This is a genomic window from Streptomyces sp. NPDC107765 (assembly GCF_055657085.1).
Genome location: NZ_JBVKBL010000006.1, coordinates 232595 through 246096, shown reverse-complemented (window position 1 = coordinate 246096; position 13502 = coordinate 232595). Strand labels below are relative to the sequence as shown.

At 71.6% G+C, this 13502-nt stretch carries 17 protein-coding genes; 10 read left to right on the top strand and 7 right to left on the bottom strand.

What is annotated here, in order from left to right; genetic code table 11:
• Positions 1–3: 3 nt before the first annotated feature.
• Positions 4–1689, top strand: a complete 1686-nt coding sequence (locus ACZ7MX_RS17480; protein WP_472132954.1) for an amino acid adenylation domain-containing protein — start codon at positions 4–6, stop codon at positions 1687–1689.
• Here ACZ7MX_RS17480 and ACZ7MX_RS17475 read toward each other — a convergent pair.
• The 3 genes from ACZ7MX_RS17475 to ACZ7MX_RS17465 form a co-directional block, all read right to left on the bottom strand.
• A complete protein-coding gene (locus tag ACZ7MX_RS17475; protein WP_472132952.1) occupies positions 1640–2179 on the bottom strand; it encodes a hypothetical protein in 540 nt (179 codons plus the stop codon). The genes ACZ7MX_RS17480 and ACZ7MX_RS17475 overlap by 50 nt on opposite strands.
• The gene (locus ACZ7MX_RS17470) at positions 2176–2847 is read right to left on the bottom strand and encodes a hypothetical protein (RefSeq protein WP_472132950.1); all 672 of its coding nucleotides are present in this window, start codon (positions 2845–2847) and stop codon (positions 2176–2178) included. The genes ACZ7MX_RS17475 and ACZ7MX_RS17470 overlap by 4 nt, the downstream gene beginning before the upstream one ends.
• 99 nt (positions 2848–2946) lie before the next feature.
• Positions 2947–3573, bottom strand: a complete 627-nt coding sequence (locus ACZ7MX_RS17465) for a PadR family transcriptional regulator (RefSeq protein WP_472132948.1) — start codon at positions 3571–3573, stop codon at positions 2947–2949.
• Positions 3574–3676: 103 nt separating this feature from the next.
• Between ACZ7MX_RS17465 and ACZ7MX_RS17460 the strand changes: the two genes are divergently transcribed.
• Complete coding sequence (locus ACZ7MX_RS17460) at positions 3677–4882, top strand: FAD-dependent monooxygenase (RefSeq protein ID WP_472132946.1); 1206 nt, start codon at positions 3677–3679, stop codon at positions 4880–4882.
• Positions 4883–4891: 9 nt separating this feature from the next.
• On the opposite strand, the gene ACZ7MX_RS17455 is transcribed toward ACZ7MX_RS17460, so the two are convergent.
• Positions 4892–5437 (bottom strand): hypothetical protein, encoded by a 546-nt coding sequence (locus ACZ7MX_RS17455; RefSeq protein ID WP_472132944.1) that lies wholly within the window; start codon positions 5435–5437, stop codon positions 4892–4894.
• A 155-nt stretch (positions 5438–5592) separates the two neighbouring features.
• On the opposite strand from ACZ7MX_RS17455, the gene ACZ7MX_RS17450 reads away from it, so the two are divergent.
• Both ACZ7MX_RS17450 and ACZ7MX_RS17445 read left to right on the top strand, forming a co-directional pair.
• Complete coding sequence (locus ACZ7MX_RS17450; protein WP_472132942.1) at positions 5593–5766, top strand: CsbD family protein; 174 nt, start codon at positions 5593–5595, stop codon at positions 5764–5766.
• A gap of 208 nt (positions 5767–5974) precedes the next feature.
• Entirely contained in the window at positions 5975–6904 is a 930-nt protein-coding gene (locus tag ACZ7MX_RS17445; RefSeq protein ID WP_472132940.1) for an alpha/beta fold hydrolase, read from the top strand.
• A 22-nt stretch (positions 6905–6926) separates the two neighbouring features.
• Here the strand turns inward: ACZ7MX_RS17445 and ACZ7MX_RS17440 are convergent, their stop codons facing one another.
• A complete protein-coding gene (locus ACZ7MX_RS17440) occupies positions 6927–7685 on the bottom strand; it encodes a class I SAM-dependent methyltransferase (RefSeq protein WP_472133282.1) in 759 nt (252 codons plus the stop codon).
• Positions 7686–8124: 439 nt separating this feature from the next.
• On the opposite strand from ACZ7MX_RS17440, the gene ACZ7MX_RS17435 reads away from it, so the two are divergent.
• The 3 genes from ACZ7MX_RS17435 to ACZ7MX_RS17425 all read left to right on the top strand — a co-directional run bounded on the left by ACZ7MX_RS17435 (position 8125) and on the right by ACZ7MX_RS17425 (position 9209).
• On the top strand, positions 8125–8298 hold the full coding sequence (locus tag ACZ7MX_RS17435; protein WP_472132938.1) for a hypothetical protein: 174 nt from the start codon (positions 8125–8127) through the stop codon (positions 8296–8298).
• Positions 8295–8561, top strand: coding sequence for a DUF4190 domain-containing protein (locus tag ACZ7MX_RS17430; RefSeq protein WP_472132936.1), 267 nt, complete (start codon positions 8295–8297; stop codon positions 8559–8561). The genes ACZ7MX_RS17435 and ACZ7MX_RS17430 overlap by 4 nt, the downstream gene beginning before the upstream one ends.
• A 102-nt stretch (positions 8562–8663) precedes the next feature.
• Positions 8664–9209 (top strand): ferritin-like domain-containing protein, encoded by a 546-nt coding sequence (locus tag ACZ7MX_RS17425; protein WP_472132934.1) that lies wholly within the window; start codon positions 8664–8666, stop codon positions 9207–9209.
• Positions 9210–9275: 66 nt separating this feature from the next.
• On the opposite strand, the gene ACZ7MX_RS17420 is transcribed toward ACZ7MX_RS17425, so the two are convergent.
• Entirely contained in the window at positions 9276–9653 is a 378-nt protein-coding gene (locus ACZ7MX_RS17420; RefSeq protein ID WP_472132932.1) for an ATP-binding protein, read from the bottom strand.
• Between the two features lie 231 nt (positions 9654–9884).
• Here ACZ7MX_RS17420 and ACZ7MX_RS17415 point away from each other — a divergent pair, with 231 nt between their 5' ends.
• From ACZ7MX_RS17415 to ACZ7MX_RS17405, 3 genes are all read left to right on the top strand, one after another.
• Positions 9885–10187, top strand: coding sequence for a hypothetical protein (locus tag ACZ7MX_RS17415; RefSeq protein WP_472132930.1), 303 nt, complete (start codon positions 9885–9887; stop codon positions 10185–10187).
• Between the two features lie 176 nt (positions 10188–10363).
• Complete coding sequence (locus ACZ7MX_RS17410; RefSeq protein ID WP_472132928.1) at positions 10364–10642, top strand: hypothetical protein; 279 nt, start codon at positions 10364–10366, stop codon at positions 10640–10642.
• 421 nt (positions 10643–11063) lie between these two features.
• The gene (locus ACZ7MX_RS17405) at positions 11064–12401 is read left to right on the top strand and encodes a sugar transferase (RefSeq protein WP_472133280.1); all 1338 of its coding nucleotides are present in this window, start codon (positions 11064–11066) and stop codon (positions 12399–12401) included.
• An 85-nt stretch (positions 12402–12486) separates the two neighbouring features.
• On the opposite strand, the gene ACZ7MX_RS17400 is transcribed toward ACZ7MX_RS17405, so the two are convergent.
• The gene (locus ACZ7MX_RS17400) at positions 12487–13431 is read right to left on the bottom strand and encodes a GDP-L-fucose synthase family protein (protein ID WP_472132926.1); all 945 of its coding nucleotides are present in this window, start codon (positions 13429–13431) and stop codon (positions 12487–12489) included.
• Between the last annotated feature and the right edge of the window lie 71 nt (positions 13432–13502).

The following is a 13502-nucleotide window of genomic DNA, read 5'->3' as shown; positions in this document are numbered from 1 at the left end:
CCGATGACCTCCGCCGCCCCCTCCCCCACGACGCCGCACCCGCTCGCCCCCACCCTCTTCGGACTGTTCGCCGCGAGCGCCGAGCGGCATCCGGAGCGGATCGCGCTGGAGGTACGGGACGAGGTCCTCACCTACGCCGAACTGGACCGGCTGGCGGCCGGTCTGGCGCGGCGGCTGACGGCCGCCGCCGCGGAGCACGGCGCCGGGCGCCCCGCCAAGGTCGGCCTGCTGGCCGCCCGCAGCCTGACGGCGTACGCCGGATATCTGGCGGCCCTGCGCGCCGGCGCGGCCGTCGTCCCGCTGAACCCGTCCTTCCCGGCCTCCCGCATCCTGGCCATCGCGGCCACCACGGACCTGGACATCATCGTCACCGACGAGGACTCCGCCCGGGCGGTCCAACTCCTCACCGCCCAGGCGGCGGAGGACGGCACGCCGCTGCCGCCCGTGCTCGCCCTCACCTCCGCCGAGCTGACCCGGCTGCGCACACCCGGCCCCGAGGACGGGCCCCCCTCCCCCGCCGCACCCACCTCCGCCCAGGACATCGCCTACGTCCTCTACACCTCCGGCTCGACCGGCCGGCCGCGCGGCGTCCCCATCCGGCACGCCAACGTCCTGCCGACCCTCCGGTGGCTGGTCGAGGAGCACGGCTTCGGCCCCGAGGACCGCCTGTCGCAGAACGTCGAGCTCTCCTTCGACGTGGCGGTGCTCGAACTGTTCACGACCTGGTCGGTCGGTGCGGCGCTGGTGGTCCCGCGGCCGAACGACGTGGTGCGCCCGTCGGCCTTCGTCAGCGCCAAGCGGATCACCCGCTGGTTCTGCGTACCGTCCGTCGGCAGCATCGCGGCCCGGACGAACGCGCTGGTCCCGGATTCGATGCCGACCATGGCCGGGGTGATGTTCGGCGGCGAACGGCTGCTCAGCGAGCAGGCCGAGCAGTGGGCGGCGGCTGCGCCCGGCGCGCGGCTGTGGAACCTGTACGGCCCCACCGAGGTGGCGATCGTCTCCACGGCACACGAACTGGGCAGCGGCAGCTCGCTGCGACCGGCCGGTTCCAACGGGACGCTGCCGATCGGCCGGGTGCCGGACCACCTGGACTACATCGTCCTCGACGATGCCGGCGAGCCCGCGAAGACCGGTGAGCTGTGCCTCCGCGGCAGCCAGCGCTTCGACGGTTATCTGGAACCGGCCGACAACATCGGCCGGTTCCTGGAGTGGCGCCCGGGCGAACGCGCGGTGATCCACGACGGGACCGCGCCGCTCACCCGGGACCACTGGTACCGGACCGGTGACCGGGTCCGGGTCGAGGACGGTGCCCTGGTGTTCCTGAGCCGCCTCGACCATCAGGTCAAGATCCGGGGCCAGCGCATCGAACTCGGCGACGTGGACGCCGCGTTGGCCCGCCACCCCGCCGTACGGGACGCGGTCGCGCTGGTCCGCGAGACCGGCGAGGACTCCATTCTGGTCGCCTACTACTCCGGCGAGCCCACCGCGGCGGCGGAGCTGACCGCCTTCCTGCGCCGGCTGGTGCCCGTCTACATGATCCCGGGCTCCTTCACCCACCTCGCCGAACTCCCCCTCAACACCAACGGCAAGGTCGACCGCGCCGCGGTCGCGGCCTACGACCGCGGGACCGCGGGCCCTACCGCGCGGCCCGCCACGCCACCTCTTCGGGAGTCATCGGCGCAGTGATGCCGTATACATCCCCGACCTGGAGGTCGTCCGGCGTCCGGTACTCGTCCTTGGCGCCGATCACGCTGACGCCCACCCACGCATCGGGGTTCCAGAACAGGCGGTAGCAGGGTTCCTGGCCGGACGGGATCTCCCGCAGCACGGTTCCGCGGTTCTCCAGCAGCCGCTGCAGTTTCGCGAACCGCAATCTGCGGGCGAACCGTCCGTACCTGGCCCGGATCTCCCCGTTGACGACCTGCCCGCCGTGGGCGACCCGGTGGACCTGCAGGGTGAAGTGGTGCCCGGCCCACGGGCCGTCGCCGGCCTCCCGCTGCCAGAAGAACTCCGCGAGTCCGTAGTCCCGCCACATGTGGTGACGCCCGGACCGGTTCTCCGCGAAATCCGTTCCCAGCAGGCCGGTCACCCGGTCGGGTTGATCGGTCGGTTTCGCGCCGAGCACCGTTCCCGACGTCACGACGTCCAGGTAGAACGCCAGGGAATAGGGGGTCACTTCACCTCCTGCGGCAGGGGCGCGCCGGGCAGGGCGGGTCTGGCGGTGCCGGGGGTGAGGCCCGCCCGGGCGGCCACGGTCAGGGCCGCCTCGATGTCGAAGGGGTGGGCGCGCTCCGGATCGGCGCGGCGCAGTACGGGCAGCAGGACCTCGGCGTCCAGCGTGCCGGCGCGGGCCGCGTCGAACGCCGCGTCGGCGAGGCGGTACGCCTCCCGCAGGTCGTCCGTGTCGGTGCACTCCTCGAAGAGCCGCTCGCCGGACCCGCTGTAGGGGGCCCTCACGAGGGCGCTTCCGTCGTCCTGTGCCGGGTCCGTGGGCACTTCGCCCCAGGTGCCGTGCTCGTCCACCCAGCAGAAGAAGCCGATCGGCGCCCTGGCCCGGACCACGCTCCGCAGCGGCCCGTCGTCGTCCTGCCAGGCGTCGCGGAGCCAGCCGGGCGCGTCGGAGAGCGCCCGGGGCAGTGCGTCGTAGAGGTCTCCGGGCAGGTCGTGGTCCTTGCCCAGGACGATCGCCCGGCCGCCCTCGAAGGGCATCAGCTGCCACCAGTTGCTGCTGCCGTCGTCATGGAACAGTCCGGTCTCCTCGACCCAATAGCCCTGCTCCGGCCCGGCGGCGTGCACGACCGCCATGACCGCGCCCTCCAGCCACAGCTCGGTCGGATTCCACACGGTGGTTCTTCCCTTCGTAGGCGCACAGGCGCACAGTCGTCGCGGCCGAGGACGGGAGTCGGCCCGTGGACACGGTAGGTGAACGGGAGCGAAGCCCGGCTAACCGCCCGAGGCAGCCCCCGCGTTCCGCTGCTCGTCGAAGGCCGCGAGCATCTCCGGGGACCAGGTCAGTCGGCCGTTGTGCAGGTCAGCGGTCACCTCGCGGACCCAGCGTTCCTCGGCCTCGGCCATGGCCAGCAGGTATGCGTGCTCGATGAGGGTGACGCGGGGGACGCCCTCCTCGGTGTGGACGGCCAGTTGGGACGCCAGGTCGGCGCGCTGGGCCGCGAGGCGCTCGGCGCGCCGCTCCAGCACGTCCAGCGCCTCGGCCGGGGTGAGCATGGGCAGGTTGGACAGGGCGGCCGGGAAGACGGGGAACTCGCCCTTCGGGACCGCCAGCATCTGGTCCAGCCACTCGCGGGCGACCGCCCGGCCCTCGTCCGTGACCTCGTAGACGGTGCGCTCGGGGTACTGCTGGTCGCGCTCGGTCTGCCGTACGGCGATCAGCCCGCCCGCATGCAGCCGCTCGATGGTCCGGTAGAGACCGGCCCGCTGGCCGACGTTGACCACCTGTTCCTTGCCCCACTGCTTGATCAGTTGCTGGATGCCGTACGGGTGCAGCGGCTTGTAGTGCAGCAGCGCCAGGACGGTCAGGGCGAGCGGCGAGCTCTTCACGGGAGCGGTCATGCCGGTAGCGTAGCGAGGGGAGACTAGTTGCATTGCGACTAGGTGCAGTGCAACTATTGACCCGGGAGCCCGCTGACCGGCGGGCGCATCCTCGGGAGGGGTTATGAACGTCAACGGCACTCAGGGCGGGCGTCGTGGTGCGGCCGTGCGGACGGCACTGGTCATCGGGGGCGGGGTGGCCGGCCCGGTCACCGCACTCGCGCTGCACAAGGCAGGCATCAGGGCGACGGTCCACGAGGCCTACCCCGCGGCCGCGGACGGGGTGGGCGCCTGGCTGGCCCTGGCCCCCAACGGCCTTGCGGCGCTGCGGACGATCGGCGCCGGCAAGGCGGTGGAGGCCCTCGGCCAGCCGGTGCCCGGGATGGTCATGGCGGACGGCGCCGGACACCGCTTCGCCGCCTTCGACGGCTTCGCCGAGCTGCCCCCCAGCCTGGCGATGCCCCGCGCCACGCTCTACCGTGCGCTCACCGACCACGCCGCCGACCAGGGCATCTCGTTCGCGTACGGCAAACGGCTGGTGGGCGCCGAGGAGACCCCCGAAGGCGTCACCGCACGGTTCTCCGACGGCACGTCGGCGACCGCCGACATCCTCATCGGCGCCGACGGCATCCGCTCCACCGTCCGCACCCTGATCGACCCGCAGGCGCCCGAGCCGGAGTACGGCGGCGTGCTGAGCTTCGGCGGGTACGCCACGGACAGCGGCGTCGAGGCCGCCCCCGGCACGATGTACTTCGCCTTCGGCCGCACCTTCACCGGCCACTGGCGCGGTCCGGACGGCCGGCTGATCTGGTTCGCCGGACTGCCGACCGACACCCCGCCGGACCCGGCCGGCATGGCGCGGGTCCCGGCCGCCGAGTGGCTGGCCGTGCTGCGCGAGACCTACGCGGGCCATCTCCCGGGCGAGCTGCTGCTGGACCACACCGACGCCGACCAGCTGGTGGTGGTCGGCCGGATGGAACGCATGCCGTCGGTGCCGCACTGGCACCGCGGCCGCATGGTCCTGGTGGGCGACGCGGCACACGCCCCGTCCTCCAGCTCGGGCCAGGGCGCCTCACTGGCCATCGAGAGCGCGGTGGAACTGGCCCGCTGCCTGCGCGATCTGCCCACGCCCGCCGAGGCGTTCCGCGCCTACGTCGGGCTGCGCCGCGAGCGGGTGGAGGCCGTCGGGCGGAACGCGGCCGCCGCCAACAAGGTCAAGGCCGGCAAGACCGACCTCGGGGCCGCGGCCGCCTTCCCCGCCCCCGAGCAGATGCTCCGCCCGCTCCACTTCCACCGCATCGACTGGGACGAGACGGTGACGGGGAGCTGACGGCGACGGTCACCGGGTGACCGCCTCCGCTGGGACGGTGGCGGGTTCGTCGTCGCCCAGTGCGGTGAGTGCCATCGCGGCCCGGTGCTGCTCGGGGCTCATGCCGAGCAGACCGGCTCCCCCGCTGTCCTCGCTCTCGTACAGCCGCAGCTGACCGTCCGCATGGCTGCGCAGGATGCCGCGCGCCTCGTCGGTGCCGAGGTCGAGGGCGGTGGCGATCTGACGCCAGGTGGCGCCCAGTTGCAGCGCCTCGTGCACGGTCTCCGCACGGTACTGCTCGACGGCGCGGGCGATCCGGACGCCGAGCGCGAGCTGCGCCAGCGCGTCCCCCGCATCGCCCCGCGCATCGGGCCCCCGGTACGCCGCGGGCAGCCGGCGGTCGGCCAACCGCTCCCCGTGGGCGAAGTGCTTCTCCGCCATCCAGGACAGCGGCGTGGTCACCGGTACGTCCTCGGGGCGCCGGACCGTGCGGGCCTGCCACTGCTCGTACTCGTGACGGCGCTCCTGGTCGTGGTGGCGCTCGTGGTCGGCTGCGAACTCGCGATGGTCGCTCATCGGTGGTGTCGTCTCCCTCCGTAGGGCGTCCTCCGTAGGGGAAGGACCACGGACATGTGCCCCGTACGGGCGGAAGGATGTCTGTGTTTGCGCCCGGGCGTCCCGGGCAGACGGCTCTTCGTCAAGGAACGGCTCGACAGCAAGGGAGCACGACCATGACTGCCGACAAGAAGACCTCTGCGAAGACCGAGCAGATCAAGGGCGCCGTGAAGGAAACCGTCGGCCGCGCCGTGGGCAACGAGCGGATGACGGCGGAGGGCCGCGCCGAACGGGCCAAGGGCGATCTGCGTCAGGCCGGGCAGAAGGCCCGCGACGCCATGGAGCGATGACCGCGTCGCACGGCCGCTTCGGCGGCGACACCGGCGGCGAGGCGGGCAGAGCCCGCAGAGTGTGAGGCGATGGCCCGGCGGATTCCCCCTCCGCCGGGCCATCGCCGTCCCCGCGCGTGTCGATGACGGGCGGGAGCCGGGCCGCTTGGCACAGTCGCAGGGGGCGCGCCCCCATGACCGGCGACTCGACTCTGCGGAAGGCCCATCGGTGACGGAACGCGAGACCGGGACGGCGGCGGCGAGCGGAGCCGGGGCCGAACCCGACGTCAGGACCGTACGCACGCCCACGCTGGACACGGCCTACGCCGTCAGCGGCCCCGAGACCGGGCGCCCCGTGGTGGCGGTGCACGGCTGGCCGGACGACATCCACTGCTGGGACGGCGTACTGCCCGCCCTGCACACCGCCGGATGCCGCGTCTACCGCCCGTACCTCCGGGGATTCGGCCCGACCCGGTTCCGCGACCCGGCCCGGCCGCGCAGCGGGCAGATCGCGGCGCTCGGCAGCGACCTCGGCGAATTCCTCGACGCGCTGGACCTCGGCGACGTCGTCCTGGCCGGGCACGACTGGGGCGCCCGCGCCGCGTACGTGGTCGGCGCCCTCTGGCCGGAGCGGGTACGCGCCATCGCGGCACTGTCGGCCGGATACGCGACCCACCGCCCGGACGCACCGCTCCCCTACGCGCTTGCGCAGGCGTACTGGTACGAGTGGTTCGTCGCCACCGGCCGCGGCCGGAGGGCCATGGTGCAGGACCGGCGGGCCTTCTGCCACTACCTGTGGACGGCCTGGTCCCCGGGCTGGGACTTCACACCGGAGGAGTTCGAGGAGACGGCCGCGGCGTGGGACAACGACGACTGGGCGGACGTGACCGTGCACGCCTACCTGCACCGCTGGGGTGAGGCCCCCGGAGACCCGGCGTACGACACCGTCGAGGAACGCCTCGCCGCCCCGGCGCCGATCCAGGTGCCGACGATCGTGCTGCACGGCGCGGAGGACGCCGACAACCTCCTGGGCACCACCGCCGGCAAGCAGCAGCTGTTCGCCGACGGCTACACCCGTCAAGTCCTCGGCGGGGTCGGCCACTTCCCGCCCCGTGAGGCACCGGAATTCACCGCCGAGGCCATCCTCAGCCTCTGCTAGGGCCTATCCCCCCGGGCGACCGTTACGGCCGGGTGCCGCGCCGCAGCAGTGCCGTCCAGAGGAAGGGCTCGCCGAAGTACCGGGAGTGGGACGGCTCGTCGTGCATGCGGCGGAGTTCCACCACCGTCAGGTCGGCGAAGATCCGGCGCAGGGCCCCGGGGGTGTAGGCGAGGCCGCCGTGCAGGCCGGCGGCCCGGCGGTAGAGGTCGGCGTCACCGATCTCGGAACCGCCCCGCTCCTCGCCCGCCGCGAAGCAGGTGAGGGCGAGATGGCCACCGGGGGCCAGGGCCCGGTCCAGCAGGGCGAGGTAGCTGATGCGGCGGTGCGGCGGCAGATGGTGGAAGCAGCCGGAGTCGTGGATCAGGTCGTACGGGCCGTGGAGCGGGGCACCGTCATCGGAGCCGACGAGGGTGAAGGCGTCGCCGCAGCGGAAGGTGATGTCGGCCCCGGCTTCCCGGGCGCGGTCCCCGGCCCAGTCGATCGCCGCCGGGGAGAGGTCCACGGCGTCCACCCGGAAGCCCCGGGCGGCGAGGTGGAGGGCGTTGCGGCCCGGCCCGCACCCCAGGTCGAGCGCGCGCCCGGGAGCGATCAGGCCGCGGTCGAGGTACGAGACCAGGTTCTCGTCGGGCTTCGCCACGAAGAACGGCACCGGCCTGGAACGGTCGGCGTAGAAACCGTCCCACCAGGAGGCCGCACCGGCCGTCCAGCGGTCGGCCTCCGGCGCGAACAACCCGTCCAGGAGCCGGAGTACGTCGTCGACGCTGCGGATGTGACGGTCGATCAGGCCGGTCCGGTCCGCGGGGCTCCCGCCGCCGTTCGCCACTTCCTTCCTTTCCTTCCGCTCTTTCCCTTCCTTCCTTTCCTGCCTCATCCGCCCTCCCCTTTCCTCTCCGCTTTTCGGTGCTCATTCCGTCCGGCGATCGTAGATCCGGTGCCGGCCGGGGCCTCCTTCCGGCGAGGCGGGCGGACACCGTGACAGGCCATCGGGGCTTCTCGCAGGAGGGCGGGAAGGGCATCGGTAAGGGGTGGGGGTGAAATGACTTCCGGGGTCCCGGGAACGGCCGGGAAGGGGGCGATCTGCGCCGGGCCGAGCTGATTTTTCCGGCGATCCGCGGGTACCAGCGTTCGTGCAAGCCGCCGCAATGGAGCGGCCGGTGCCCGTCCGTGTCGGCAGCGCGCTGCGCGTCCGCCGGCCCTCTGGGGAAAGGCACAGGCACACCATGCTCTTTCTGGTTTTAGCAGTCTTCCTCTTCGGCGTGCTGCTGGGGACCGCAGGTCATATCCCGGTGGCCGTCACTGTCGTCGCCGGGATCGCGATCACGGCGTGGCTCGCGGTGTTCTTCGTCCGCGAGCGCCGTAAGGCGACGACCCCGTCGAAGGGGGCACACCGATGACGTCCACCCGGCTTCCGTTGAAGACCGGCCCGCATCCGCAGGCCGACCGCATGGCCGTGGCCTCGTTCGTCTGCGGGCTGGTGGGGACGCTGATCTTCAACGTCTTCTTCGGCCCGTGCGCGCTGGTCTTCGGCTTCCTCGCGCTCCGCCGCGGGACGATCCGCCGGCTGCGGGCCTGGCTGGGACTGGCCTTCGGGGCGGCCGACCTGGTGCTGCTGGTCGTGGTGTCGACGGCCACCGGAACGGTGAGCTGGCACATCTGAACCGGACATCGCCACATGCGGAGCCGGACGCGTCCCCTCACCCGAAGTGGGGGACCAGCGGAATACGATCAACGAAAGTCGATCAATGGAAAGGGAGAAGTCATGGCTGATTTCCTTACCGACATCGAAACCATCCGCGCCCGGGCCCGCCAGGAAATCGAAAAGGGTCCGGTGACCGATGCCTACGGCGCCGATCTGGAACGCGTGCTGCAGGTGCTGAACGAGGCACTGGCCACCGAAATCGTGTGCACGCTGAGGTACAAGAGGCATTACTACACGGCTTCCGGGATCTATTCGGAGCCGGTCGCGGCGGAGTTCCTGGAACATGCCACGCAGGAACAGGAGCACGCCGACAAGCTCGCCCGGCGCATCGTGCAGCTCGGCGGGGAGCCCGATTTTCACCCGGACACGCTGACGCAGCGGGCGCACGCGGGTTATGACGCGAGCGCCGATCTGGTGGAGATGATCAAGGAGGACCTGGTGGCCGAACGGGTGGCCATCGCCGCGTACACCGAGATCGCGCAGTGGCTGGGCGACGGCGATCCGACCACCCGGCGGGTGTTCGAGGACCTGCTGGCGCAGGAGGAGGAGCACGCGGACGATCTGCGCGGGCTGCTGGAACGCATTCCGCAGTCCGGACGGGCCTGAGGGCCCCGGACCCTCTCCGCAGCAGGCCAAGTCGCCCCAGAGCGGATCACGTCAGGGCATATCGGTTCACATCAGGTCAAGCGTGACGTTGATGGCCTTGCCGCCGCGGGCCGTGGGAACGATGGTGACGGAGGTGGCGAGTTGGCGCACCATGGGCCAGCCGTAGCCGCCGATGTCCCCCGGCCCGTGACGGGAGGCCGTCACGGGGTGCTGCGGGCTGGCGTCCTCGACGAGGAGGCTGAGGCGGTTGCCCGTGATGCGCGCGGTGAAGGCGATCAGGCCGTCCGTGTGGCGCTGGGCGTTGGTGACCAGCTCCGACGTGATCAGCAGGGCATCCGTGAGCTTCATCGCCTCCACAGGGCCGGGATGGGCCTTCAAGAGGTCGTTGACGCGATCGCGTGCCTGCGCGGCCGTGGCCGGTATGTGGGACGCTGCCTGGGTCACCGTTTCCCCCCTCCTCCGAACCGGGCCGATCTTCGTGACACCCCTGCGTCTACCCGCGTTGTACGAATTATCGCCAGCTTTCTCGCGGGACCTGCCCACGCTACGGCGCCCGGGCCCCGGAGGGCACCGGCTGTGATGCAGCTCGCCGCACCGGTGCCGGGAATCGGGCCGGACGGCTACGCTCCTTGCGCACCCTTCCGTCGCCACCGCCGCACAAGGACGATCCCACCCGTGAAGAAGAGCGCGATAGCCGGCCTCTGCACCCTCGGCCTCCTCGTGGCCGCCGGCGCCTACGGTGGCATCGCCATCGCCAGTGACCCGCTGACCCTCGCCGAATTCAACGAGATCAAGGCGGGCAGCAGCGTGCAGACCCTGCTCCGCTACGCGAGCACCTGCCAGCAGGAGAACAAGACCGAGCCCGCCGACAACTACCCCGTCACCTGGACGTGTTACGGCGCGGACGGCAGCAGCAACGCGGTGTTCTTCTATTCCGAGGGCGTGCTCTTCAGCAAGTCACAGACGGGGCTTCAGTAACCCATCACAGCCCTGGTCGCATACGTCGGATTATCCGCCTCATTTGCCTTATGTCTGCATTCGGCAAAGGCCCCGGTGTTGACCGGGCCCCTGCCGTCCCGCGGGTGCATTCTCCTTGCTGCCCGGCCAGAGCCGGGGCATCTCGCAGCATGGCAATGCAGAAAGGCATGATCCTCATGATTGACGGATTCAAGCGCGCCTTCGCACTGGGCGCCGCCACCGTTGCCCTCACCGGGGGCATGGCCCTCTCCTCGGTGGGTTCCGCCTCGGCCGCGCCGTCGTCGCACGGCGACCACACGACGTCCCGGCACGTCGACCGGGGCCACTGTCGCGTGGTCCACGGCCGCTGGGTCCGGGTCTGGCACCCGGTCTGGCAGGACCGGCGCGGCCACCGCCACCCCGGCTACTGGACCCGGACCTGGCACCGGACGCACCTGGTGTGCCACCGGCACTGAGCATCTGACGCGATAGGCACGTGGGCCCCGGGGCTGGATCACACCCCCGGGGCCTCTGCGTCTCTTGCTTCTGGAGGGTCCGGAAGTGGAGCATGCGGGCACGCGCTTGTAAACAACGAGGCACAAGAACACTCAAAATAGGTAAACCTCAGCAGTCGGACGCACCGTGCTCTAGCGTTCACCTCCGATACGGAGGCGGTCGAGTACCGGGGGGTCCGACCGCACCGGACGTGAGGGGACGACCAAGTGGGGGGCCATGGGGTTGTTCGAAGCTGCCGGATCACGGGTGATCGCGTCACCCGCCGGGACAGCCAAGCTGGAGCGCACATCGCCACAGCGCGAGGAAAGCAGGCACCGATCCACCGAACAGCGGCTCTTACAGGTGGCGTTGGCCGCCGATCTCCTCGGCGCGCTGGTGCCGATGGGGGCGGTCTGCACCGCGACCCGGCAGCCGCAGCCGCTGCTCGTCGCGGTGCTCGCCGGCGCCGCCTGGCTGGCCGTGGGAGCGGCAAAGAATCGTTACTCCAAAGATGAGTTGGGCGGCAGCGGTGCGGTGCTGCCGGTCCTGCGGGACTGGCTGACCGTCTTGGGCGTGCTGGCCGTCACCTGTGTGGTGGCACGGATCGACGTCTCCACCGAGATCTGTGTGCTCGCGCTGGTGCCGGGGCTGGCGCTGGCCGTGCTGCGGCGCAAGCTCGTACACCGCTATCTGCAGGGCGTACGCCGCCGCGCACAGGCGCTGCGCCGGGTGCTGCTCGTCGGGGAACCGGGCGCCGTCGACCTGGTGTTGGAGGAGCTGGCGCACCGTACCGATCACGAGTACGTGGTCGTGGGGGGCTGCCTGGTCGGCGAGGAGGACACGGACTCGGCGCTGCCGGTGCCGGGCCGGCTGACCTTCGACGGGGACGGGCCGGACGGCGCGCAGGACGGCGAGACCGTGCTGCGGTGTGCGGCCGAACTCGACGCCGATCTGGTATTCGTGGCGCCCGGCCGCCGGATGTCCGCCGCGCGTATACGCCGGCTGGCCTGGGCGCTGCACGACGAGGGACGGGATCTGGCCATACTTCCGGGGCTGATCGACGTGTCCCGGCACCGGGTCCGGCTGACCAAGGCCGCGGGACTGACGGTGATGCACATAGACCCGGCGGCACGACGGGGGCTGCCGGGGCTGCTGAAGCAGACCACGGACCGGGTGGGAGCGCTGCTGTTGCTGGTGCTGCTCTCCCCGTTGTTCGCCATGGTGGCAGCGGCGATCCGGCTCACCTCGGCCGGCCCGGTCTTCTACTGGCAGGTCCGGGTCGGCCGCGATCTGCGGCCGTTCCGGATGTGGAAGTTCCGCACGATGGTCGTCACCGCCGACCGGATGCGGGCCGCGCTGGAGTCGGCGAACGAACACGACGGGGCGATGTTCAAGATCCGGCGGGATCCCCGGGTGACCCGGGTGGGCCGGGTGCTGCGCCGGCTCTCGCTGGACGAACTGCCCCAGCTCTTCAACGTCCTTGCGGGCCACATGTCCCTGGTGGGGCCGCGGCCGCCGCTGCCCGAAGAGGTCGAGCGGTACGACGGGACGGAGTTGCGCCGGCTGTCGGTCAAGCCGGGGCTGACCGGCCTGTGGCAGGTCAGCGGGCGGTCCGATCTCTCCTGGGACGAGACCGTGCGGCTGGACCTGAGTTATGTGGACAACTGGTCCTACGGCCGGGACATCGGCGTGCTGGCCCGTACGGTCCGGGCGGTGCTGGACGGCCGCGGTGCGTACTGAGCGGGTCGGCCGGCCCGGGTGTGCGGCCGGTGCGGGCGCTCGTGGGAGCTGCCGCCGTGCGCACACCCGGGGCCCGGCGGCCTCCTCACGCCGGGGCCGGCTGCGACCGCCAGGCCTCGTAGGTCGCGGCGATGCCGTCCGCGAGCGGGACGGTCGGCGACCAGCCCAGGGCGCGCATCGTGCTGATGTCGAGGAGCTTGCGCGGGGTGCCGTCGGGATGGGACGGGTCGAAGGCGATCCGTCCCTCGTAGCCCACGACGGAGGCGACGCAGGAGGCGAGTTCGGCGATGGTGAGGTCCTCGCCGCAGCCGACGTTGACCGGGTCCTCGCCGTCGTGGCGGCGCAGCAGCAGCTCGCAGGCCGCGGCCAGGTCGTCGACGTGCAGGAATTCGCGCCGGGGGGTGCCGGTGCCCCAGAGGGTGACCTCGGGCCGGGCCTGCTCCTTCGCCTCGTGGAAGCGGCGGATCAGTGCGGGCAGGACGTGCGAGGTCTCCAGGTCGAAGTTGTCACCGGGGCCGTAGAGATTGGTCGGCATGGCGGAGATGAAGGAGGCGCCGTACTGCCGGCGGTAGGAGCGGATCTGGACCAGGCCGGCGATCTTGGCTATCGCATACGCCTCGTTGGTGGGCTCCAGCGGCCCGCTGAGCAGGGCGTCCTCGGTGATGGGCTGGGGGGCGTGCTTGGGGTAGATGCAGCTCGACCCGAGGAACAGCAGCCGGCGGACGCCTGCCTGGTGGGCGCCGGCGATGACGCTGAGCTGGATGCTCAGGTTGTCCTCCAGGAACTGCACCGGCTGGGTGCTGTTGGCCATGATTCCGCCGACCTTGGCGGCCGCCAGGACGACGGCATCGGGCCGGGCGGCGCGCAGCCAGTCCGCGGTGGCGGCGGCATCACGCAGGTCGAGTGCGGTGCGGGGGCGGGTCAGTACGTCGTAACCCTGGGCGGACAGCCGCCGGGCCACGGCGGAACCGACCAGGCCCCGGTGTCCGGCGACGAAGACCCGGGCGGGCGGGGGCAGCAAGTCATCCATGGCCCGGATTGTGGCAGTGGAACCCTTACATCCACCGGCCATTTCAGGAAATAACTACGTTTCTCGTGGGG